General features: G+C 52.1%; 20 protein-coding genes. 18 read left to right on the forward strand and 2 right to left on the reverse strand.

The features are described from left to right. Nucleotides 1–65 precede the first annotated feature (65 nt). The 17 genes from P8H26_RS04380 to P8H26_RS04460 all read left to right on the forward strand — a co-directional run bounded on the left by P8H26_RS04380 (nt 66) and on the right by P8H26_RS04460 (nt 18,122). A complete protein-coding gene (locus P8H26_RS04380; RefSeq protein ID WP_289631652.1) occupies nt 66–431 on the forward strand; it encodes an NADH-quinone oxidoreductase subunit A in 366 nt (121 codons plus the stop codon). Between the two features lie 35 nt (nt 432–466). Continuing rightward, a complete protein-coding gene (locus tag P8H26_RS04385) occupies nt 467–1,036 on the forward strand; it encodes an NADH-quinone oxidoreductase subunit B family protein (RefSeq protein WP_033316155.1) in 570 nt (189 codons plus the stop codon). Between the two features lie 12 nt (nt 1,037–1,048). Beyond that, a complete protein-coding gene (locus P8H26_RS04390; protein ID WP_289631845.1) occupies nt 1,049–1,657 on the forward strand; it encodes an NADH-quinone oxidoreductase subunit C in 609 nt (202 codons plus the stop codon). A 29-nt stretch (nt 1,658–1,686) separates the two neighbouring features. Then, entirely contained in the window at nt 1,687–2,127 is a 441-nt protein-coding gene (locus P8H26_RS04395; RefSeq protein WP_289631653.1) for a GFA family protein, read from the forward strand. Then, entirely contained in the window at nt 2,120–3,313 is a 1,194-nt protein-coding gene (locus P8H26_RS04400; RefSeq protein WP_289631654.1) for an NADH-quinone oxidoreductase subunit D, read from the forward strand. The genes P8H26_RS04395 and P8H26_RS04400 overlap by 8 nt, the downstream gene beginning before the upstream one ends. Further along, nucleotides 3,313–3,942, forward strand: coding sequence for an NADH-quinone oxidoreductase subunit NuoE (gene nuoE / locus P8H26_RS04405; protein WP_308446650.1), 630 nt, complete (start codon nt 3,313–3,315; stop codon nt 3,940–3,942). Before P8H26_RS04400 ends, nuoE begins: the two co-directional genes overlap by 1 nt. A 3-nt stretch (nt 3,943–3,945) precedes the next feature. Then, nucleotides 3,946–5,253, forward strand: a complete 1,308-nt coding sequence (gene nuoF, locus P8H26_RS04410; RefSeq protein WP_289631655.1) for an NADH-quinone oxidoreductase subunit NuoF — start codon at nt 3,946–3,948, stop codon at nt 5,251–5,253. A gap of 126 nt (nt 5,254–5,379) precedes the next feature. Beyond that, nucleotides 5,380–7,461, forward strand: coding sequence for an NADH-quinone oxidoreductase subunit NuoG (nuoG, locus tag P8H26_RS04415; RefSeq protein ID WP_289631656.1), 2,082 nt, complete (start codon nt 5,380–5,382; stop codon nt 7,459–7,461). A 125-nt stretch (nt 7,462–7,586) separates the two neighbouring features. Then, a complete protein-coding gene (gene nuoH / locus P8H26_RS04420) occupies nt 7,587–8,633 on the forward strand; it encodes an NADH-quinone oxidoreductase subunit NuoH (RefSeq protein ID WP_289631657.1) in 1,047 nt (348 codons plus the stop codon). An 11-nt stretch (nt 8,634–8,644) separates the two neighbouring features. After that, nucleotides 8,645–9,136 carry an NADH-quinone oxidoreductase subunit NuoI gene (nuoI, locus tag P8H26_RS04425; protein WP_022711736.1) on the forward strand — a complete coding sequence of 164 codons (492 nt, stop codon included), beginning with the start codon at nt 8,645–8,647 and terminating at the stop codon, nt 9,134–9,136. A 210-nt stretch (nt 9,137–9,346) separates the two neighbouring features. Next, the gene (locus tag P8H26_RS04430) at nt 9,347–9,967 is read left to right on the forward strand and encodes an NADH-quinone oxidoreductase subunit J (protein WP_289631658.1); all 621 of its coding nucleotides are present in this window, start codon (nt 9,347–9,349) and stop codon (nt 9,965–9,967) included. Between the two features lie 13 nt (nt 9,968–9,980). Continuing rightward, the gene (nuoK, locus tag P8H26_RS04435; RefSeq protein ID WP_022711734.1) at nt 9,981–10,289 is read left to right on the forward strand and encodes an NADH-quinone oxidoreductase subunit NuoK; all 309 of its coding nucleotides are present in this window, start codon (nt 9,981–9,983) and stop codon (nt 10,287–10,289) included. A gap of 7 nt (nt 10,290–10,296) precedes the next feature. After that, the gene (gene nuoL, locus P8H26_RS04440; RefSeq protein WP_289631659.1) at nt 10,297–12,279 is read left to right on the forward strand and encodes an NADH-quinone oxidoreductase subunit L; all 1,983 of its coding nucleotides are present in this window, start codon (nt 10,297–10,299) and stop codon (nt 12,277–12,279) included. After that, entirely contained in the window at nt 12,279–13,784 is a 1,506-nt protein-coding gene (locus P8H26_RS04445; RefSeq protein WP_289631660.1) for an NADH-quinone oxidoreductase subunit M, read from the forward strand. Before nuoL ends, P8H26_RS04445 begins: the two co-directional genes overlap by 1 nt. A 17-nt stretch (nt 13,785–13,801) precedes the next feature. Continuing rightward, on the forward strand, nt 13,802–15,238 hold the full coding sequence (nuoN, locus tag P8H26_RS04450) for an NADH-quinone oxidoreductase subunit NuoN (RefSeq protein WP_289631661.1): 1,437 nt from the start codon (nt 13,802–13,804) through the stop codon (nt 15,236–15,238). Nucleotides 15,239–15,307: 69 nt separating this feature from the next. Beyond that, nucleotides 15,308–16,084 (forward strand): biotin--[acetyl-CoA-carboxylase] ligase, encoded by a 777-nt coding sequence (locus P8H26_RS04455; RefSeq protein ID WP_289631662.1) that lies wholly within the window; start codon nt 15,308–15,310, stop codon nt 16,082–16,084. Between the two features lie 319 nt (nt 16,085–16,403). After that, complete coding sequence (locus tag P8H26_RS04460; RefSeq protein WP_374708218.1) at nt 16,404–18,122, forward strand: ribonuclease J; 1,719 nt, start codon at nt 16,404–16,406, stop codon at nt 18,120–18,122. 54 nt (nt 18,123–18,176) lie between these two features. Here the strand turns inward: P8H26_RS04460 and P8H26_RS04465 are convergent, their stop codons facing one another. Further along, entirely contained in the window at nt 18,177–18,923 is a 747-nt protein-coding gene (locus P8H26_RS04465) for a hypothetical protein (RefSeq protein WP_289631663.1), read from the reverse strand. Nucleotides 18,924–19,285: 362 nt separating this feature from the next. Here P8H26_RS04465 and P8H26_RS04470 point away from each other — a divergent pair, with 362 nt between their 5' ends. Then, nucleotides 19,286–19,552: a DUF1467 family protein gene (locus tag P8H26_RS04470; protein WP_289631664.1), complete on the forward strand. Its 267-nt coding sequence runs from the start codon at nt 19,286–19,288 to the stop codon at nt 19,550–19,552. Between the two features lie 58 nt (nt 19,553–19,610). Here the strand turns inward: P8H26_RS04470 and P8H26_RS04475 are convergent, their stop codons facing one another. Further along, the gene (locus P8H26_RS04475; protein WP_289631665.1) at nt 19,611–20,312 is read right to left on the reverse strand and encodes a hypothetical protein; all 702 of its coding nucleotides are present in this window, start codon (nt 20,310–20,312) and stop codon (nt 19,611–19,613) included. Nucleotides 20,313–20,339 lie beyond the last annotated feature (27 nt).

The following is a 20,339-nucleotide window of genomic DNA, read 5'->3' on the forward strand; positions in this document are numbered from 1 at the left end:
TGGCTGTAGCCGTCAAATGGCTTATGTAGTGCACAACTTTACATCTTGAAGCCGGAAATAGGGTAATGAACGAGCTTTTAAGTTCCTATCTGCCGATCGTCATTTTTATTGGCGTGGCAATGGTGATCGGAATTGCGTTGCTGGTAGCGCCATTCCTGGTCGCGTACAGACAGCCGGATCCAGAGAAACTCTCTGCATACGAGTGCGGTTTTAACGCATTCGATGACGCGCGCATGAAATTTGATGTGCGCTTCTATCTGGTGTCCATTCTTTTCATCATCTTCGATCTTGAAGTTGCATTCCTGTTCCCGTGGGCGGCGTCCTTCGGTGAAATCGGTATGTTTGGCTTCTGGTCCATGATGGTCTTCCTTGGTGTGCTCACCATCGGCTTCATTTATGAGTGGAAGAAGGGAGCCCTCGAATGGGATTGACCTCTGGCCAAAACACAATTTCTCCAAATGCACAGATGGGTGGGGGCACGCTGATTGCTCCCCGCCCTAAGGGCATTATTGATCCGAATACCGGCAAGCTGATCGGTCAGGATGATGCGTTCTTCGGTGAGTTGAATAATGAACTGTCCGATAAGGGCTTTATTGTTACGTCCGCTGATGCACTGATCACATGGGCGCGCACCGGCTCGCTGATGTGGATGACCTTCGGTCTGGCCTGCTGCGCTGTGGAAATGATGCATATTTCCATGCCGCGTTATGATGCCGAGCGCTTTGGTATTGCGCCGCGTGCATCACCGCGTCAGTCCGACGTGATGATTGTTGCAGGTACACTGACCAATAAAATGGCACCGGCACTGCGCAAGGTTTATGACCAGATGCCTGAGCCGCGCTATGTGATCTCGATGGGATCATGTGCGAATGGTGGTGGTTATTACCATTATTCCTATTCTGTTGTGCGTGGTTGTGACCGTGTTGTACCGGTTGATATCTATGTACCAGGCTGCCCTCCGACCGCTGAAGCGCTGCTCTACGGCATTTTGATGCTGCAGAAGAAGATTCGCCGCACCGGCACGATTGAGCGTTGATTGGGGGATATGATGACAGAAGAAGCTCTCAATGAACTCTCCGGCTATCTGACAGAAAGCCTCGGCAATAAGATCGACAGCGTATCACTGCGCTACGGTGAGCTGAGCATTACTGTTCCTGCAAATCAGATCATCTCTGTTCTGACATTCCTGCGGGATGATGTGCAGTGCCAGTTCGTCAATTTTACTGATCTGAGCGGCGTTGATTATCCGAGCCGCGCCAATCGCTTTGATGTGGTTTATCAGTTGATGTCACCGCGTCTTAATCTGCGTATCCGCATTCGCGTGATCACAGATGAAGATACACCGGTTCCGTCAATCACCGGCGTTTATGCTGGTGCTTTGTGGTTTGAGCGCGAAGCCTACGATATGTACGGCATTTTGTTCTCGGGTCATCCGGATTTGCGTCGTCTTCTGACAGATTACGGTTTCGAAGGTCATCCGCTGCGTAAGGATTTCCCGCTGACCGGCTTTGTTGAAGTGCGTTACGATGATCAGGTCAAGCGCGTTGTTTATGAGCCGGTTGAGCTGCGTCAGGAATTCCGTAATTTTGACTTCTTGTCCCCGTGGGAAGCGACAGACTATGTGCTTCCGGGCGATGAGAAAGCCAAGGTAAATTAATCTGCTACGTTAAACGTGAGGATTGAAAAATGTCTGATGGTGCTAAGTTGGAAGGTCGCTGCCTCTGTGGTTCAGTGCAGTTTTCGGCGAAGCCTGTAAATGACGAAATGGGCGCCTGCCACTGCTCAATGTGCCGCCGATGGTCCGGCGGCGTATTCCTGTGTGTGGATTGCGGAGATAGCCTTGAAATCACCAAGGGCGATGATCTCGGCTTTTACGGTTCATCCGCATGGGGTGAGCGCGGTTTCTGCAAAGTCTGCGGTTCTACGCTGATGTGGCGTATGCAAGACGGCTCCCATAATGTTGTTTCTGTTCAGGCTTTTGAAAATCCTTCACAGTTCAGGTTTACGACAGAGATCTATATCGATTGTAAGCCTGATAGTTACGCTTTTGCCAATGATACGCGCAAAATGACGGAAGCAGAGTTTCTGGCAGCTTTTGCCTCTACACAGGATGCCGAGAATGGCTGAGACACAAGTAAGAAATTTTAATATCAACTTCGGCCCGCAGCATCCGGCGGCGCACGGCGTTTTGCGTCTGGTGCTTGAGCTGGATGGTGAAGTGGTGGCGCGTGTAGATCCGCATATCGGCCTGCTGCATCGCGGCACCGAAAAGCTGATGGAAACCAAGACCTATCTGCAAGCTGTTCCTTATCTCGACCGCCTCGATTACGTGGCGCCGATGAATCAGGAACATGCCTATGCGCTGGCTGTTGAGCGTCTGCTTGGCGTCACTGTGCCAAAGCGCGGTCAGCTGATCCGTGTGTTGTTCTCCGAAATTGGTCGTATTCTCAACCATATTCTGAACGTGACCACACAGGCTATGGACGTTGGTGCACTCACACCGCCGCTTTGGGGCTTTGAAGAGCGCGAAAAGCTGATGGTGTTCTACGAGCGTGCTTGCGGCGCCCGTATGCATGCTGCCTATTTCCGTCCGGGTGGCGTTCATCAGGATCTGCCTGAGCAACTGATTCAGGATATTGCGAACTGGATTGATCCGTTCCTCAAAACGACACTGAGCAACCTCGATAACCTGATCACCGGCAACCGTATTTTCAAGCAGCGTAACGTTGATATCGGTGTTGTGAGCCTTGATGATGCATGGGCATGGGGTTTCTCCGGTGTCATGGTGCGTGGTTCGGGCGCGGCATGGGATCTGCGTAAGAGCCAGCCATATGAGTGCTATTCCGAGATGGAATTCGATATTCCTATCGGTAAGAACGGCGACTGCTATGACCGCTATCTGATCCGTATGGAAGAAATGCGCCAGTCCGCCGAGATTATGCGCCAGTGCTGTGAACAGCTGCTTGGTAAAGAGCGCGTTGGCCCTGTCTCCGCAATGGATAACAAGATTGTTCCGCCGAAACGTGGCGAAATGAAACGCTCGATGGAAGCTCTCATCCATCATTTCAAGCTTTACACCGAAGGTTACCATGTGCCGGAAGGCGAGGTATATGCTTCCGTTGAAGCGCCGAAGGGTGAATTCGGTGTTTATCTGGTGTCCGATGGCACCAATAAACCGTATCGCTGCAAATTGCGTGCACCGGGTTTTGCTCATCTTCAGGCCATGGATTTCATTTGTCGCGGTCATATGTTGGCCGACGTCTCCGCGATCCTTGGCTCGCTCGATATTGTGTTTGGTGAGGTAGACCGCTGATGTCCGTCCGTCGTCTCGCAGATGATTCTGTTCAGCCAGCCAGCTTTTCCTTTAATGCGGAAAATCAGGCATGGGCTGAGAAAACGATTAAGAAATTCCCTGAAGGCCGCCAGCAATCAGCAGTTATCCCGCTGCTGATGCGCGCGCAGGAACAGGATGGCTGGGTCACCAAGGCTTCCATCGAGCACATTGCTGCTATGCTGGAAATGCCGCTGATCCGCGTTCTGGAAGTGGCGACATTCTATACCCAGTTCCAGCTGAAGCCGGTTGGCACACGCGCCCATATTCAGGTTTGCGGCACAACACCGTGCGCATTGCGCGGTGCTGAAGAGCTGATGAAAGTGTGCAAGCACAAAATTCATCACGATCCGCTAACGCCGAATACTGACGGCACGCTGTCATGGGAAGAAGTTGAGTGTCAGGGCGCTTGCGTCAATGCGCCGATGGTCATGATCTTCAAAGATGCTTATGAAGACCTGACACCTGAACGCCTCGAAGAAATTATTGATGCGTTTGCGGCAGGCAAGGGCGACACCATCAAGCCGGGCCCGCAGATCGATCGCGATTTCTCGGCGCCAATCGGTGGTCTGACATCTTTGACGACAAGCAATCCGAAAGCGGAGGGCTGATTGATGCTGGCTGATAAAGATCGCATCTTTACAAATATTTATGGCCTTAAAGACAAGTCCCTGAAAGGGGCTATGTCGCGCGGTCACTGGGATAATACCCGTGGTCTGGTCGAAAAAGGCCGTGACTGGATCATCAATGAGATGAAGGCTTCCGGCCTTCGCGGTCGCGGCGGCGCGGGCTTCCCGACCGGCATGAAATGGTCCTTCATGCCGAAGGAAAGCGACGGTCGTCCGCATTACCTCGTCGTTAATGCCGATGAATCCGAGCCGGGCACCTGTAAAGACCGTGATATCATGCGCCACGATCCGCATACGCTGATCGAAGGCTGCGTGATTGCCGGTTGTGCAATGGGTGCAAATACAGCTTACATCTATATCCGCGGTGAATTCATGCGTGAGCGTGAAGCCCTGCAGGCGGCAATTGATGAATGCTATGATGCCGGTCTGCTTGGCAAAAATAACAAGTGCGGCTGGGATATGGACATTTTCGTCTCCCACGGTGCAGGCGCTTATATTTGCGGTGAAGAAACTGCTCTGCTGGAAAGCCTTGAAGGCAAAAAAGGCCAGCCGCGTCTGAAGCCTCCGTTCCCTGCGAATATGGGTCTTTATGGCTGCCCGACCACTGTGAACAACGTGGAATCGATTGCTGTTGCTCCGACGATTCTTCGTCGCGGCGGCGCATGGTTCTCGGCTATCGGCCGTCCGAACAATGTGGGCACCAAGCTGTTCCAGATTTCCGGTCATGTGAACACACCATGCACAGTGGAAGAAGCGCTGGGCATTCCGTTCCGTGAACTGATTGAAAAGCATGCCGGCGGTATCCGCGGCGGCTGGGACAATCTTTTGGCTGTCATTCCGGGTGGTGCATCCTGTCCTGTGGTTACCGCAGAAAACATGATGGACGCTATCATGGACTTCGACGGTATGCGCGATGTTAAGTCGTCTTTCGGTACCGGTGGTCTTATCGTTATGGATAAGTCGACCGATATCATCAAAGCGATTGCCCGTCTGTCGGCCTTCTTCAAGCATGAAAGCTGCGGTCAGTGCACGCCTTGCCGTGAAGGGACTGGCTGGATGTGGCGCGTCATGGAACGCATGGTGACCGGTAACGCGCAGAAGCGCGAAATCGACATGCTGTTCGATGTAACCAAGCAGATTGAAGGTCATACGATCTGTGCGCTTGGTGATGCGGCTGCATGGCCTATTCAGGGTCTGATCCGCAATTTCCGTCCGGAAATTGAAAAGCGTATTGATGATTATACCCGCAATGCTGTGCAGAGCCGTAATATCCGGCTCGAAGCTGCGGAATAAGCTTCAGGGCAGGCCGGAAACGGTCTGCCCGACAATGATTATGCGGCCTGGCCGCGGATTTAATATGATGCGGCTGATGCCGCGGGTTTAAAATAATGCGGCAAGTGCCGCAGGTTTGGACAAGCGATGGCAAAGATCAAAGTTGACGGTAACGAGATCGAAGTACCCGATCACTACACGCTTCTTCAGGCAGCCGAAGAGGCTGGCGCTACCGTGCCGCGTTTCTGCTTCCACGAACGCCTCTCCATTGCCGGCAACTGCCGCATGTGCCTGGTTGAAGTTAAAGGCGGACCGCCAAAACCGGCCGCATCCTGCGCTATGGGCGTACGCGATCTGCGTCCGGGCCCGAACGGCGAATTGCCAGAAGTTTTCACCAACACACCTATGGTCAAAAAGGCCCGCGAAGGCGTGATGGAATTCCTGCTGATCAACCATCCGCTGGATTGCCCGATCTGCGATCAGGCCGGTGAGTGCGATCTTCAGGATCAGGCAATGGCTTTCGGCACTGATGGTTCGCGTTACCGCGAAAACAAGCGTGCTGTTGAAAACAAATATATCGGCCCTCTGGTTAAAACGACCATGACACGCTGCATTCACTGCACGCGCTGCGTTCGTTTCACCACGGAAGTTGCCGGTATTTCTGAACTCGGCCTCACAGGTCGCGGTGAAGATGCTGAAATTACCACCTATCTCGAACGCGCAATGACCTCTGAACTTCAGGGTAATGTGATTGATCTGTGCCCGGTCGGCGCGCTGACATCCAAGCCTTATGAGTTTCAGGCTCGTCCTTGGGAGCTGAACAAAACTGAATCCATCGACGTTATGGATGCGGTTGGCTCAAACATCCGCGTTGATACCCGTGGTCGTGAAGTGATGCGCATTATGCCGCGTCTGAACGAACAGGTGAACGAAGAGTGGATTTCCGACAAGACCCGCTTCATCTGGGATGGTCTGCGCACCCAGCGCCTTGACCGCCCTTATGTTCGCGTCAATGGTCGCCTTCAGGCTGCCAGCTGGGGTGAAGCATTTGCCGCTGTGAAAGCTGCTGTTGCTAAAACGTCTGCTGCTAAAATCGGCGCGGTTGTTGGTGATCTGGCCAATGTCGAAGAAATTTATGCGCTGAAAAGCCTGATGACCAAACTCGGTTCCGTCAATATTGACGCCCGTCAGGATGGTACAGCACTTGATCCTGCAAATGGCCGCGCTTCTTATATCTTCAATCCGACGATTGAAGGTATTGAACAGGCTGATGCACTGCTGATCATTGGTGCCAACCCGCGTTTTGAAGCTTCGGTACTCAATACACGTATCCGCAAGCGTCAGCGTCAGGGCGGTTTCCCGATTGCTTTGATCGGCGAACAGAGCGACCAGCGCTATGAATACACCTATCTGGGTGCGGGTTCCGACACGCTGGCACAGGTAGCTAGCGGCAAAGACAAGTTCTTTGATGTGCTGAAAAATGCACAGCGTCCGCTGATCCTGATCGGTCAGGGTGCACTTATTGGTGAAACCGGTGCCGCAGTTCTGGCACAGGCCGCTGCCTTGGCTAATGCCGTTGGTGCGGTGAGCGATGAGTGGAACGGCTTCGGCGTTCTGCACACTGCTGCTGCCCGCGTCGGCGCTCTGGATCTCGGCTTTGTGCCGGGTGAGGGCGGCGTTAAGGCAACTGACATGGCTGGCCACATGGATGTTCTGTTCCTTGCCGGTGCAGATGAACTTGATCTGTCCAACAAAGGTTCGAGCTTTGTTGTCTATATCGGCACCCATGGTGATGCCGGTGCCCACGCTGCTGATGTGATCCTGCCAGGTTCCACCTATACGGAAAAATCCGGTACTTACGTGAACACGGAAGGCCGCGTACAGCTGGCAAACCGTGCCGGTTTTGCTCCTGGTGAAGCCAAGGAAGACTGGGCGATCCTGCGTGCATTGTCTGATGTACTGGGTGCGAAACTGCCGTTTGACAGTCTGTCTCAGCTGCGCGCAGCGCTTTATGCGGACTATCCGCATCTGGCTCAGATTGACGCAGTGGCTGCCGGTCATGTTGCGGATATCGCAGCTCTCGGTGCAAAAGCAGCTCCGGTAAAGGGCGTTGCATTTGCTTCGCCTGTCACAGATTTCTATCTGACAAACCCGATTGCCCGCGCTTCAGCTGTTATGGCTGAATGTTCTGCGCTGGCAAAGGGCGGCTTCCAGCAGGCAGCCGAATAAGCATTGATGCATACAGCTCCTTAAGCTTTCGGGTTTAAGGAGCTGATATTGCTAAATAATAAGGTTTACAGCTTGCCCTTGCGTGGATTTAAAACCACGCAGTGCTGTAAGAGAGAGACGGGAAAATGGACGGTATTTTTGCAGCTTACGTCTTACCAGCGCTGATTATAGCGCTGAAGTCAGTCGTTCTGCTCGTCGTATTGCTGATTGTTGTAGCCTATCTGCTTTATGCGGATCGTAAGATTTGGGCTGCGGTACAGTTGCGTCGGGGACCAAACGTTGTCGGCCCTTGGGGACTGTTTCAGGCCTTTGCGGATCTTTTGAAATTCGTATTCAAAGAGCCGATCATCCCATCGGGTGCCAACAAGGCCGTGTTCCTGCTGGCGCCGTTTATTTCGGCACTGCTGGCACTGGCCACATGGGCAGTTATTCCGGTCAGTGAAGGCTGGGCAATTGCCAATATCAATGTCGGTATCCTTTATATTCTCGCTATATCTTCACTTGAAGTTTATGGCGTGATTATGGGTGGCTGGGCTTCAAACTCGAAATATCCGTTTCTCGGCGCTCTGCGCTCCGCAGCGCAGATGGTTTCTTATGAAGTTTCGATCGGTTTTGTGATTGTAACAGTTCTGTTGGTTGCCGGTTCCCTGAACCTGACCGACATTGTGCTGTCCCAGTCAACAGGTCTTGGTACTTCACTGGGTCTGCCGAACTCGTTCCTCGACTGGAACTGGCTCGTGCTGTTCCCGATGTTCGTGATCTTCTTCATCTCGGCACTGGCTGAAACCAACCGTCCGCCATTCGATCTGGTTGAAGCGGAATCTGAACTTGTTGCCGGTCACATGATCGAATACTCGTCAACACCGTTCCTGCTGTTCTTCCTCGGTGAATATGTTGCCATCACTCTGATGTGCGCATTGATGACCATTCTCTTCCTTGGCGGCTGGCTGCCAATCGTGGATGTATGGTTCCTCGCATGGGTGCCGGGTATTGTCTGGTTCATGCTGAAGCTTTGCTTGTGCTTCTTCATGTTCGCGATGGTGAAGGCATTTGTACCGCGCTACCGTTATGACCAGCTGATGCGTCTGGGCTGGAAAGTATTCCTGCCGATCTCGTTGTTCATGGTTGTGGCAACCGCTGCATTCCTCAAATTCACCGGCCTTGCAGGTTAAGGAGACATCACATGGCTTCTATCGCTCAAGCCGCTAAATCACTGCTTCTGAAAGAATTCGTCGGAGCATTCTTTCTCTCCATGCGTCAGTTCTTTGCCCCTAAGGCAACATTGAACTACCCGCATGAAAAAGGTCCTGTTTCACCGCGTTTCCGCGGTGAACATGCTCTGCGCCGTTATCCGAATGGTGAAGAACGCTGCATCGCCTGTAAGCTTTGCGAAGCGATCTGTCCGGCACAGGCAATTACAATTGAAGCTGGTCCGCGCCGCAATGACGGAACCCGCCGCACCGTGCGTTATGACATTGATATGGTCAAATGCATCTATTGCGGTTTCTGTCAGGAAGCCTGTCCGGTTGATGCGATTGTTGAAGGGCCGAATTTCGAATTCGCCACGGAAACCCGCGAAGAGCTTTACTATGATAAAGAAAAACTGCTCGCCAATGGTGACCGTTGGGAACGTGAAATTGCGCGCAACATCGCGATGGACTCACCTTATCGCTAAGGCGGGCTCGGCCCATCGGATCGTTAAGGTGTGTCACCCCGTCCTATAAGGGCAGGGCTGAATATTTAAGTTGGTGCAATAGCCGGAGCTTTTTAAATGCTCATGGCTGTTGTGCTTGAAGTTTTGCCTCATGTCGCGGCTCTCGCTGTGGGATATGAGGTGGTCGGACAGGCAGGTCAGCCTGCAAGTTAAAGGATATTGGGGAACCCCATGCTGACAGGTATAGCGGCGGCGTTTTTCTATTTATTCGCCTTCATCATGATTGCGAGTGCGCTGATGGTTATCACCGCGCGCAATCCCGTTCACTCGGTCTTGTTTTTGATTTTGGCTTTCTTCAACGCAGCGGCTTTGTTCCTGCTGACGGGCGCTGAATTCCTGGCAATGATCCTTGTGGTTGTTTATGTCGGTGCTGTGGCGGTTCTCTTCCTCTTCGTCGTCATGATGCTGGATGTGGATTTTGCTGAGCTCAAGCAGGGCGCGCTCAAACATGCGCCGGTCGGAGCTCTGGTTGGGGTGGTTCTGCTGGCAGAATTGATTTTGGCGTTCTCCGCCTCGATCTTCTCGCCGAAAATTGCAGCAAATGCCGCTTATCCGATCCCTGATGTGGCAACACGTCAGAACACACAGGCACTTGGCGATATTCTCTATACAGATTTCGTTTTCTACTTTGAGGTTGCCGGTCTGATCCTGCTGGTGGCGATGATCGGTGCGATTGTGCTGACACTGCGCCATAAAGAAGGTGTGAAGCGTCAGTCGATTTCAGCGCAGGTTGCCCGCACGCCGGAAACCGCGATCGAGATCAAAAAAGTAGAAACAGGCAAGGGTATTTAACAGGAGCCTCATGATGGTAGTCGGTATCGAACATTATCTGACCGTGTCGGCGATCCTGTTTACGCTTGGCGTTTTCGGGGTTTTCCTCAACCGTAAGAATGTGATCGTCATTTTGATGTCGGTCGAGCTTATTCTTCTCTCGGTCAATCTTAACTTTATTGCGTTTTCCGCAACGCTCGGCGATCTGGTCGGGCAGGTTTTCGCACTCTTCGTCCTGACTGTTGCTGCTGCTGAAGCGGCAATCGGTCTTGCTATTCTTGTCGTGTTCTTCCGTAACCGTGGTTCTATCGCGGTGGAAGATGTCAATGTCATGAAAGGTTGACGGGCAGATGCTCTACTACGCGATCGTCTTCCTTCCGCTGCTGGGCTTTCTTATTGCCGGACTTTTCGGCAATAAGATCGGAGCCAAAGCCAGCGAATATATCACTTCCGGCTTCCTCGTGATTGCGGCTGCGCTGTCATGGGTTGCTTTCTTTACTGTTGCAATGGGCTCATCCGAGCCTGTCCGCGTGCCGGTTCTGCATTGGCTGACTTCGGGTACGCTGTCTTTTGACTGGGCTATCCGTGTTGATACACTGACTGCAGTCATGCTTGTTGTTATCAACAGCGTGTCGGCACTCGTGCACATCTACTCGATCGGCTATATGCATCACGATCCGCACCGTCCGCGTTTCTTTGCTTACCTGTCGCTGTTTACCTTTGCGATGCTGATGCTGGTAACTTCTGACAATCTGGTTCAGATGTTCTTCGGCTGGGAAGGCGTGGGTCTTGCATCTTACCTGCTGATCGGCTTCTGGTATAAAAAACCTTCGGCCAATGCGGCTGCGATGAAAGCTTTCGTTGTTAACCGCGTTGGTGACTTCGGCTTCCTGCTTGGTATTTTCGGTATCTTCGTTCTGTTCGGCGCCGTGGATTACACCACGATCTTCTCGACAGCCCAGAACTATGCTGCCGGTGAAAATGCATCACAGGTTGTGCTGAGCTTCCTCGGTTTTGAACTCGACAAACAAGGCGCACTGACTGTCGTAGCGTTGCTGCTCTTCATGGGCGCGATGGGTAAATCGGCTCAGTTCCTGCTGCACACATGGTTGCCTGATGCGATGGAAGGCCCGACACCTGTGTCGGCTCTGATTCACGCGGCGACGATGGTGACCGCAGGTGTGTTCATGGTTGCGCGCATGTCGCCGATCTTTGAACAGTCTGAAACTGCTCTGCTCGTTGTGACCATTATCGGTGCGATCACTGCTTTCTTTGCCGCGACCGTTGGTCTGGTACAGAATGATATCAAGCGCGTGATTGCTTATTCGACCTGTTCGCAGCTTGGTTATATGTTTGTGGCACTCGGCGTTGGCGCTTATGGTGCCGCTGTATTCCACCTGTTCACACACGCTTTCTTTAAGGCTCTGCTGTTCTTGGGCGCCGGTTCGGTGATCCATGCGGTATCAGACGAGCAGGATATGCGTCGTATGGGCGGTCTGCGTAAGCTGATCCCGACCACTTACTGGATGATGATCATCGGTACTGTAGCGCTGACTGGTCTTGGTATTCCGGGCACAGCTATTGGTACAGCTGGCTTCTTCTCCAAAGATGCGATTATTGAATCTGCATTTGCTTCGCACAGTGCTGCGTCAGGCTTTGCCTTCACGCTTCTGGTTATCGCTGCTGCATTCACATCGTTCTATTCATGGCGCCTGATTTTCATGACATTCCACGGTAAGCCGCGCGCAACCGCTGAAGTTATGCATCATGTTCATGATTCACCTCCGGTTATGCTGGTGCCGCTGTTCCTGCTGGCTATCGGTGCACTGATTGCCGGTTTCATCTTCGTTGGTTACTTCTTCGGCGATCATTATGATGCGTTCTGGAAGGGTGCTCTGTTCACCGGTGCGGATAATCATATTCTGCATGATTTCCACGGTGTGCCGACCTGGGTTAAATTCTCGCCGTTCATTGCAATGGTGTTGGGTTTCATCTTTGCTTGGGCTTTCTACATCCGCTCGCCGGAAACACCGAAGGCAATTGCAGCCCGTCATCCTGGTCTGTACCAGTTCCTCTTGAACAAATGGTACTTCGACGAACTCTATGATTTCCTGTTCGTTCGTCCAAGCATGGCACTGGGTCGCTTCCTCTGGAAGACCGGTGATACCAAGATCATCGACGGTATGGGACCAAATGGTGTGGCGGCTCGTGTAGTCGGCATTACCAACCGCGTTGTTAAGCTGCAGAGCGGTTATCTTTATCACTACGCATTCGCGATGCTTATCGGTGTCGCCGCGCTCGTCACCTGGATGATGATCGGGAGCTCTTTCTGATGACCGACTGGCCAATTCTTTCGACGGTCACGTTTCTGCCACTCGTTGGTGCGTTCCTGATCCTTCTGATCAGGGACGACAGCGAGGCAGCGCGCCGCAACATCCGTAATGTTGCATTGCTGACCACAATCTTTGTTTTTGCGTTGTCTCTGGTGATCTGGGCGGGTTTTGATAATTCAAACTCCGGTTTCCAGATGGTTGAGAAACATGCATGGTTCGGTGAGGGCATCAGCTATCACATGGGCGTGGATGGTATTTCCATGCTGTTTGTTGTGCTGACTGCATTCCTGATGCCGTTCTGTATTCTGGCGAGCTGGAAGTCTGTGGATTTCCGCGTCAAGGAATATATGGTTGCGTTTCTGATCCTTGAAGCGCTCGTAATCGGTGTGTTCTGCGCACTGGATATGTTCCTGTTCTACGTGTTTTTTGAAGCAAGCCTTATCCCGATGTTCATCATCATCGGTGTGTGGGGTGGTCAGCGCCGCGTTTACGCCAGCCTGAAATTCTTCCTCTACACGCTGCTGGGTTCGGTGTTGATGCTCATTGCTATGATGGCAATGTATTTCACTGCCGGTACAATGGATATTCCGACCCTTCTGGCTTACGACTTCCCTGCATCAATGCAGACATGGTTGTGGCTGGCTTTCTTCGCTTCTTTCGCGGTGAAGATGCCAATGTGGCCGGTGCATACATGGTTGCCGGATGCGCACGTTGAAGCACCGACAGCCGGTTCGGTCATTCTGGCGGGTATTCTTTTGAAGCTCGGCGGTTATGGCTTCCTGCGTTTCTCGCTGCCAATGTTCCCGCTGGCTTCTGCTGATTTTGCACCATTCGTATTCTGGCTCTCGGTTATCGCTATTGTTTACACGTCTCTGGTGGCTCTGGTTCAGACCGACATCAAAAAGCTGATTGCGTATTCGTCCGTTGCCCATATGGGTTATGTGACTATGGGTATCTTTGCAGCCAATGTGCAGGGTGTGCAGGGTGCGCTGTTCCAGATGCTGTCACACGGTATCATTTCCGGCGGTCTGTTCCTTTGTGTGGGCGTGGTTTATGACCGTATGCACACAAGAGATATCTCGGCCTATGGTGGTCTGGTCAACAACATGCCGAAATATGCGGTTGTGTTCCTGATCCTCACCATGGCCAATGTTGGTCTGCCAGGGACTTCCGGCTTTATCGGTGAATTCCTGACACTGTTTGGTGTGTTCCAGGCCAATACGTGGATTGCTGTGATTGCAACAACCGGTGTTATTCTGTCGGCTGCCTATGCGCTCTACCTCTATCGCCGCGTCATTTTCGGTGCGCTTGATAAGGAAAGCCTGAAAGCGCTGCTGGATCTGTCTCCGCGTGAGAAAGCAATCCTGTATCCGCTCGTCATTCTGACGATCTTCTTCGGTGTCTATCCGGTTCCGGTCTTTGATGCGACTGCGAGTGCCGTTGACGCTCTGGTCACCAACTACAATGCGGCTGTGGCAAATGTTGCCATGCCGGTTGCAAATTAAGACGAGGGCATCGCGCGATGTACACCGATCTGATTGCCCACCTTACCCTTGCTGCACCGGAGGTGCTGCTTTCAGTTGGCGCTCTGGCGCTGCTGATGGTGGGTGTATTTACCGGCGACCGTGCCAACACCATTGTTACGGGTCTTTCCGTAGCACTGTTGTTTGGTGCGCTCGCACTCCTGCTGGTTTTCCCTGCTGACGGCGCTGCTTTCGGCACGGCATTCATTAGCGATAGCTTTACCCGCTTCATGAAAGTGCTGACACTGATCGGTTCGGTCGTCACACTGATCATGTCGGTCGGCTTTGCCAAAGACCAGAAATTCAACAAGTTTGAATTTCCGGTTCTGATCGTGCTTTCGACTGTTGGTATGCTGTTGATGGTATCAGCCAACAATATGCTGGCTCTCTATCTCGGCCTCGAAATGTCGTCGCTGGCGCTCTATGTGCTGGCCGCTTTCAACCGCGACAGCGTACGTTCCACAGAAGCTGGTCTGAAATATTTTGTTCTCGGCGCTTTGTCTTCGGGCATGCTGCTTTACGGTATTTCTCTGGTCTATGGTTATACCGGCACAATCAACTTTGCTGATATTGCTGCTGCCGTTACCGGCGGAGAGCGTCAGCTGGGTCTGGTCTTCGGTCTGGTCTTCATCATGGCCGGTCTGGCTTTCAAAATTTCCGCTGTTCCGTTCCATATGTGGACACCGGATGTTTATGAAGGTGCGCCAACCCCTGTAACCGCCTTCTTTGCTGCTGCTCCGAAAATGGCTGCGATTGCATTGCTGGTACGCGTTACTATGGGTGCGTTCGAGCCTTTGACCGCTGACTGGCAGCAGATCATCGTTTTCGTGGCTCTGGCCTCGATGATCCTCGGTGCTTTCGCAGCGATCGGTCAGAAGAACATCAAACGCCTGATGGCCTATTCTTCCATCAGCCATGTTGGTTATGCTCTGGTTGGTCTTGCTGCCGGTACTGTCGACGGTGTGCGTGGTGTTGCCATTTACATGCTGATCTATCTGGTGATGACACTGGGTACATTCGCATTCATTCTGGCAATGCGTAACAAAAGCGGCACTGTTGAAGAGATCAATGATCTGGCTGGTCTGTCCCGCACCAATCCGGTGATGGCGACAATTATGACCATCTTCTTGTTCTCGCTTGCAGGTATTCCTCCGCTCGCCGGTTTCTTCGGTAAGTGGTACACATTCCTTGCAGCCGTTCAGGCTGGTCTGGTGCCGCTGGCGGTTATCGGTATCGTGGCTTCTGTTGTTGGTGCCTTCTACTATCTGCGCATGATCAAGATCATGTGGTTCGATGAGCCTGCAGCCGGTCTTGAAGCACCTGCCGGTGAATTGAAACTGGTGATGGGCGTATCTGCAGCTTTCGTTCTGCTCTATGCGCTGATCGCTTCGCCGGTGATGATCTGGGCGACAAATGCTGCCAAAGCATTTTTCTGATAAGATCTGAATAAGACATGCTACAAACGCCCGGTATTTTGCCGGGCGTTTCTTTTTGTAAGGTGCTTTATGAGTTTTGAACTGAGCAAACAAACCATTGCCGCAGGCTACGGCTTGAAAGAGTTTGAACATATCGGCTCAACCAATGCAGAGGCCTTGGCTGAAGCGCAGACAGGGGCTGAAAGTGCCGTCTGGTATGTGACCAAAGATCAGCGCTCCGGCCGTGGACGGCGCGGGCGGGAATGGTCAACACAGACCGGCAATCTCGCCGCAACTTTGCTGCTTATTCATGATTATCCGCTGGAACTGGCTGCCACGCTTAGCTTCGTCGCCGGTCTTTCACTGGTTGAAGCGGTTGAGCAATTGCTGCCCGAAACGGAAACACATTTTCAGCTGAAATGGCCGAATGATGTGCTGGCTGATGGCGCGAAACTATCGGGTATCCTGCTGGAATCCGCATTGCTAAAAGACGGTCGCAAGGCTCTGGTTATCGGCATCGGTGTGAATGTAATGCATATTCCGGAAGGCGTGCCCTATGCGGTAAGCAGCCTGAAAGCCAATGGCTACACACAGGGCTCTGAACAGCTTCTGCAGGCTCTGGCAGAACGCTTTGCTGTGAACTTTGCTTTATGGAATGACGGGCAAGGACTGGAAACCATTCGTAGCCACTGGCTGCGCCATGCGGCAAGGCTGGGCGAGGTTATTCGTGTGCAAAGCGGCGGTGAGACATTGGAGGGTATTTTCTCCTCGATTGATCCACAGGGACATCTGGTTCTGACGCTGCCGCAGGGTCGTAAACAGGCGATCTCGGCCGGTGAGGTTTTCTTTGGAGCTGAAACACGCTAAAGCATTTTTCTAATGGTGATATTTCATGGAACGCGATCATATATCGGTGACACTGAGTAAAGCCGAAGTGAACGCGACAAACTGGCAGAAAAGGCCGGTATTGCTATAATTGACAAGTTGAGGTGCAAAACTTCAGTTTTCTTTTTGTAAGTTGAGAATTTTTGAGAACTATTCTTGCTTCAAATCACTTTAGCGGTCATGAAATTAATATAGTGAGTTTGCATTGTCTTGGCTGTGCGCGTCCGGTTCTGTCTTTAAAAGAGCGAGGAAAATGCCACATGGTGATGCAGCGGAATTAAATAGTTTTTGAGGAGGGGGAATGCCCCAGTCCCGTTTGGATGATTTGCAAAATAACGGCCAGTTGAATGGTAAAGAGGAACTGGTGTTCCTGCCATTGGGTGGTGTCGGCGAAATCGGTATGAACCTTGCGATGTATGGCTACGGGCCGGAACATGCGCGTGAATGGATCATTATCGATATGGGCGTGAGTTTTGCAGGTCCTGAATTGCCGGGGGCTGACCTGATCCTGCCGGATATCCGCTATCTGGAAGCCGAACGTAATAATATACGCGGGATTATCATCACCCACGCGCATGAAGACCATTATGGCTCGCTGCTGGATTTGTGGCCGCGTCTGCGCCTGCCGGTTTATGCAACGCCATTTACTGCCGGATTGCTCGAAGCCAAACGTCAGGCTGAATATAATGCGCCGGAAATTCCGGTAACTGTGTTCCGTGCCGGCGAAAGTTTTGAAGTCGGGCCTTTCAAGATCGAAGCGATTGCCGTTACACACTCGATCCCTGAGCCTGTGTCGCTGGCGATTACCACGCCGCTTGGCCGTGTGATCCATACGGGCGACTGGAAGATTGATCCGGAACCGTCACTCGGGCCTGTGCTCGATGCAAGCCGCTTTGAGCAGCTCGGCAATGAAGGCGTGCTGGCTCTCGTCTGCGACAGCACCAATGCGATGCGCGAAGGTGAATCGCCATCCGAGCGTCAGGTCTCGGAAAGCCTGCGCGAGCTGATTGAGAATGCCAAAGGCCGCGTGGCAATCACCACATTCTCTTCGAATGTCGGACGTATCCGCTCTATCGCCGAGGCTGCGCGTGATGCCGGTCGTCAGGTGCTCGTGGTTGGTCGCTCGATGAAGCGTTGTATCTCGGTGGCAACCGAGCTTGGCTATATGGAAGGCCTGCCGGAATTTCTCTCGGAAGATGATTACGGCTATGTCCCGCGTGAAAATGTGGTGATGGTGCTGACAGGCAGTCAGGGCGAGCCGCGTGCGGCTTTGGCCAAACTGGCACGCGATGAAATGCGCTCGCTGGCATTGTCTGCCGGTGATACTGTGATTTTCTCCTCGCGGACTATTCCGGGTAATGAAAAATCAATCATTGAAATCAAAAACATGCTGATCGAGCAGGGCATCAAGATTATCTCTGATGATGACGCGCTTGTGCATGTTTCCGGCCATCCGCGTCGCAATGAGCTGAAGCGTATGTATGCTTGGGTGCGCCCGCAAATTCTGGTGCCGGTACATGGTGAAGCCGCGCATCTGGTTGCGCAGGGCACGCTGGGCATGCAGGCCGGTATTCCGGATGTGGCACAGGTGCGTAACGGTGATGTGCTGCGGCTGGCACCGGGGCCTGCAAAGGTTATTGATGAGGCACCTTATGGCCGTATCTATAAAGATGGTCGCCTGATCGGTGATGAAGATGAAATGGGCATTTCTGAGCGCCGCAAGCTGGCCTATGTCGGCCATGTGGCAGTGTCCATTCTTCTCGACAATCAGCACAAGATTTATGATGAACCGGAAGTTGTTGCTTTTGGTTTGCCGGAAGAAGATAGTCAGCGAAATCTGATCGAAGACCTGCTCTATGATGCTGTTGTCAGCGCTGTTGACAGCATTCCGCGTGCGCGTCGCAAGGATATTGAGCTGGTGCGTGAAGCGGCACGGCGTGCAGTGCGTGCTGCGGCCAATGATGTCTGGGGTAAAAAGCCGGTGACGACTGTGTTCGTTACCCGCATACCGGAAGCCTGATCGTTATATTCGATACAAAGTTTTAGCCGCCGGTGAGCCTCTCACCGGCGGTTTTTATTTGGGTAACAGGAATGTCGCGGTAAAACGTGCGCCCCAATCAGGGCCGTTGTCAGGTTTACGGGCGTAATATTGGCCGGTAACACCAAGGCTGACATGCTGCTTGCCGAAGGTGAAGACTTTGGAAATGCCGAGATCAACCGGTATTGTCCATTGCTCATTCGTCCAGTCATAGGTCATTTCACTGTTCAGCGATAAGCCGACCGTATTGGGAAAAGTATAGCTGATAAAAGGCTGAATCAGTGTGGCGCTGACATTCTGCCGGTCGCTCTCTCCGGCAAAAGACCAGATATGATTGGCAAGTACGCCCATTGTCCAGCCGTGCATTTGTTTGAGCACAACAACTGTCGGGCCCGCGCCCCATTTCTGATTGCCGAGCATGGCATTGGTGGCGGTCGGCCACAGAAAGGCCGGTCCAGCACCCCAGATAATACCATCGGACTCTTTGACCGGAGAAAGGAAAAAGCTTTGCACCGTATCGCCAAGCCCGAATTTCGCTCCGATATCCGGCGCAGGGGAGCTTTGATGAATGATTGGCACAATCGTGCGCACAATCAGATTCCAGTCTGCATTGAGTGAGAATGGAATGACCGGTTGAATATTGGTGGTAAAACGGCTGCTATTATTGGCGCCTGTGCAACAGGTATAAGTATTTTGAACGGGCACGCTGATCAGGCTGGAAACCGGATTGGCAAGTTTCTTTGCCAGTTCTTCTGTACTGTTTTCTTCTGCGCGCGCGTTCAAAGTGAAAGCGAATATGCTGAATAATATGATTATTCTAAAGTATGAAAATATATTGCGTATCATCGGCTAATGACCTGATATTATTCGAAATAATAAGCAGGTTAAGCGCATTGCCTGAAATTTGAAGCTGGCATTTTTATGCGTATCATTGTGGGGAACTGCGTGATGCCAGAGCGTATCCCGAAAAGTGCGTAGCGGTTTTCGGATAAGATACGCGTAAAGACAAAAAGACAGAGCATTTCCCATGTTTCAAGAGCAACTGGAAATGTTCTGTCACTTGCCGCTACTGTTTCGCTGTTCTATGTTACAGCCAATAATGATGCATACTCTTCGGTTCGGGAGGAGATGCGGGGAGGAAGAATATGTCGGTTATGTCCGGTATGGCGATCTATTTTATTATCTGGTGGACTTCTTTGTTTGCCATGCTGCCTTTCGGTCTGCGTACACAGGCGGAAGAGAATAATATTGTGCGCGGCACAGTCGCGAGCGCACCGGCGCGCCCGCGTATCTGGTTGGCTTTTTTACGGACAACTGTGGTTGCCACGGTCATTTTTGGTTTGTTTTGGTTTGTAACACAGAAGCTCGGTTACGGGCTGGACGATATTCCGCACTTCTTCCCTGATCTATGAATCTCATTCTGAACTATTTGCCATAAGAGGCTGTAATTATAGCGGTATCCGGTAATGTTTACCTGATTTCAGTGCGGGCATAATCGCCGGAAATCAGAATTTCCGGCTTTGCTCCTTGCGTATTCGGCAGCTTGGTATCGAGCAGTGAGGCTTTGGAGTGGATAAGATAACTGACCGATGTGCCTGTCGGGAAAATCAGGCTGGTATCCAGCGCACGACCGGCAATATCAATCTGTTCAGGTTGCGCTGTGCCATCAAAGTGCAATTTGGTGCGGAAAGCATCGCCGCGAATCCTGACTGAAGAGGCAGAGCCTTGCAGGGCGATATCCGCAGCTCTGGTCTCTATATTCAGACCTGCAAATTGGCCTTGGAAGTCCCCTTTGAAAGCAGGCTGATCTATTGTCACATCCACATTGCGCGGCAGGTTGATCCGCAAATATGTGCTGCATTCGGACAGATCATACCAACCACTGTTTCGGGCTTTGATCAGCAATGTCTGACCGCTGACAATCATATCGCCATTGGCCTTGCAATCATTGTAAAACCAGCCGGAAAGCCAGCCACTTGGTTTGGCCGTCATAACGGCCTGTTGTTGCTGGTCGTCCTTGGTTGTCAGGAGAATGAGGCTGGCATCGCCGCTGATTTTCACACTTTTAATACCGTCAGTTGCAACAGGTTTTTCCGGCAGGCTGGTTTCATTGCTGCAACCGCTCAGCGTGACAATGGCTGATAGCAAAACTGTGAGAAGCAGATTATCCATGTGTGTTGACCCTTGATACATTGGCAA

This window comes from Pseudochrobactrum sp. sp1633, assembly GCF_030376605.1.
In the GTDB taxonomy this organism is placed as follows: Bacteria; Pseudomonadota; Alphaproteobacteria; order Rhizobiales; family Rhizobiaceae; genus Pseudochrobactrum.

Excerpts from the sequence above, each read along its gene's own strand:
- nuoN (WP_289631661.1), top strand. The coding sequence starts at position 13,802 with ATGTACACCGATCTGATTGCCCACCTTACCCTTGCTGCACCGGAGGTG.
- P8H26_RS04390 (WP_289631845.1), top strand. The coding sequence starts at position 1,049 with ATGACAGAAGAAGCTCTCAATGAACTCTCCGGCTATCTGACAGAAAGC.
- nuoH (WP_289631657.1), top strand. The coding sequence starts at position 7,587 with ATGGACGGTATTTTTGCAGCTTACGTCTTACCAGCGCTGATTATAGCG.
- P8H26_RS04395 (WP_289631653.1), top strand. The coding sequence starts at position 1,687 with ATGTCTGATGGTGCTAAGTTGGAAGGTCGCTGCCTCTGTGGTTCAGTG.
- P8H26_RS04400 (WP_289631654.1), top strand. The coding sequence starts at position 2,120 with ATGGCTGAGACACAAGTAAGAAATTTTAATATCAACTTCGGCCCGCAG.
- P8H26_RS04475 (WP_289631665.1), bottom strand. The coding sequence starts at position 20,312 with ATGGATAATCTGCTTCTCACAGTTTTGCTATCAGCCATTGTCACGCTG.
- P8H26_RS04455 (WP_289631662.1), top strand. The coding sequence starts at position 15,308 with ATGAGTTTTGAACTGAGCAAACAAACCATTGCCGCAGGCTACGGCTTG.
- nuoL (WP_289631659.1), top strand. The coding sequence starts at position 10,297 with ATGCTCTACTACGCGATCGTCTTCCTTCCGCTGCTGGGCTTTCTTATT.
- nuoF (WP_289631655.1), top strand. The coding sequence starts at position 3,946 with ATGCTGGCTGATAAAGATCGCATCTTTACAAATATTTATGGCCTTAAA.
- nuoI (WP_022711736.1), top strand. The coding sequence starts at position 8,645 with ATGGCTTCTATCGCTCAAGCCGCTAAATCACTGCTTCTGAAAGAATTC.
- P8H26_RS04460 (WP_374708218.1), top strand. The coding sequence starts at position 16,404 with ATGCCCCAGTCCCGTTTGGATGATTTGCAAAATAACGGCCAGTTGAAT.
- P8H26_RS04470 (WP_289631664.1), top strand. The coding sequence starts at position 19,286 with ATGTCGGTTATGTCCGGTATGGCGATCTATTTTATTATCTGGTGGACT.
- P8H26_RS04385 (WP_033316155.1), top strand. The coding sequence starts at position 467 with ATGGGTGGGGGCACGCTGATTGCTCCCCGCCCTAAGGGCATTATTGAT.
- nuoK (WP_022711734.1), top strand. The coding sequence starts at position 9,981 with ATGGTAGTCGGTATCGAACATTATCTGACCGTGTCGGCGATCCTGTTT.
- P8H26_RS04445 (WP_289631660.1), top strand. The coding sequence starts at position 12,279 with ATGACCGACTGGCCAATTCTTTCGACGGTCACGTTTCTGCCACTCGTT.
- nuoG (WP_289631656.1), top strand. The coding sequence starts at position 5,380 with ATGGCAAAGATCAAAGTTGACGGTAACGAGATCGAAGTACCCGATCAC.
- P8H26_RS04430 (WP_289631658.1), top strand. The coding sequence starts at position 9,347 with ATGCTGACAGGTATAGCGGCGGCGTTTTTCTATTTATTCGCCTTCATC.
- nuoE (WP_308446650.1), top strand. The coding sequence starts at position 3,313 with ATGTCCGTCCGTCGTCTCGCAGATGATTCTGTTCAGCCAGCCAGCTTT.
- P8H26_RS04380 (WP_289631652.1), top strand. The coding sequence starts at position 66 with ATGAACGAGCTTTTAAGTTCCTATCTGCCGATCGTCATTTTTATTGGC.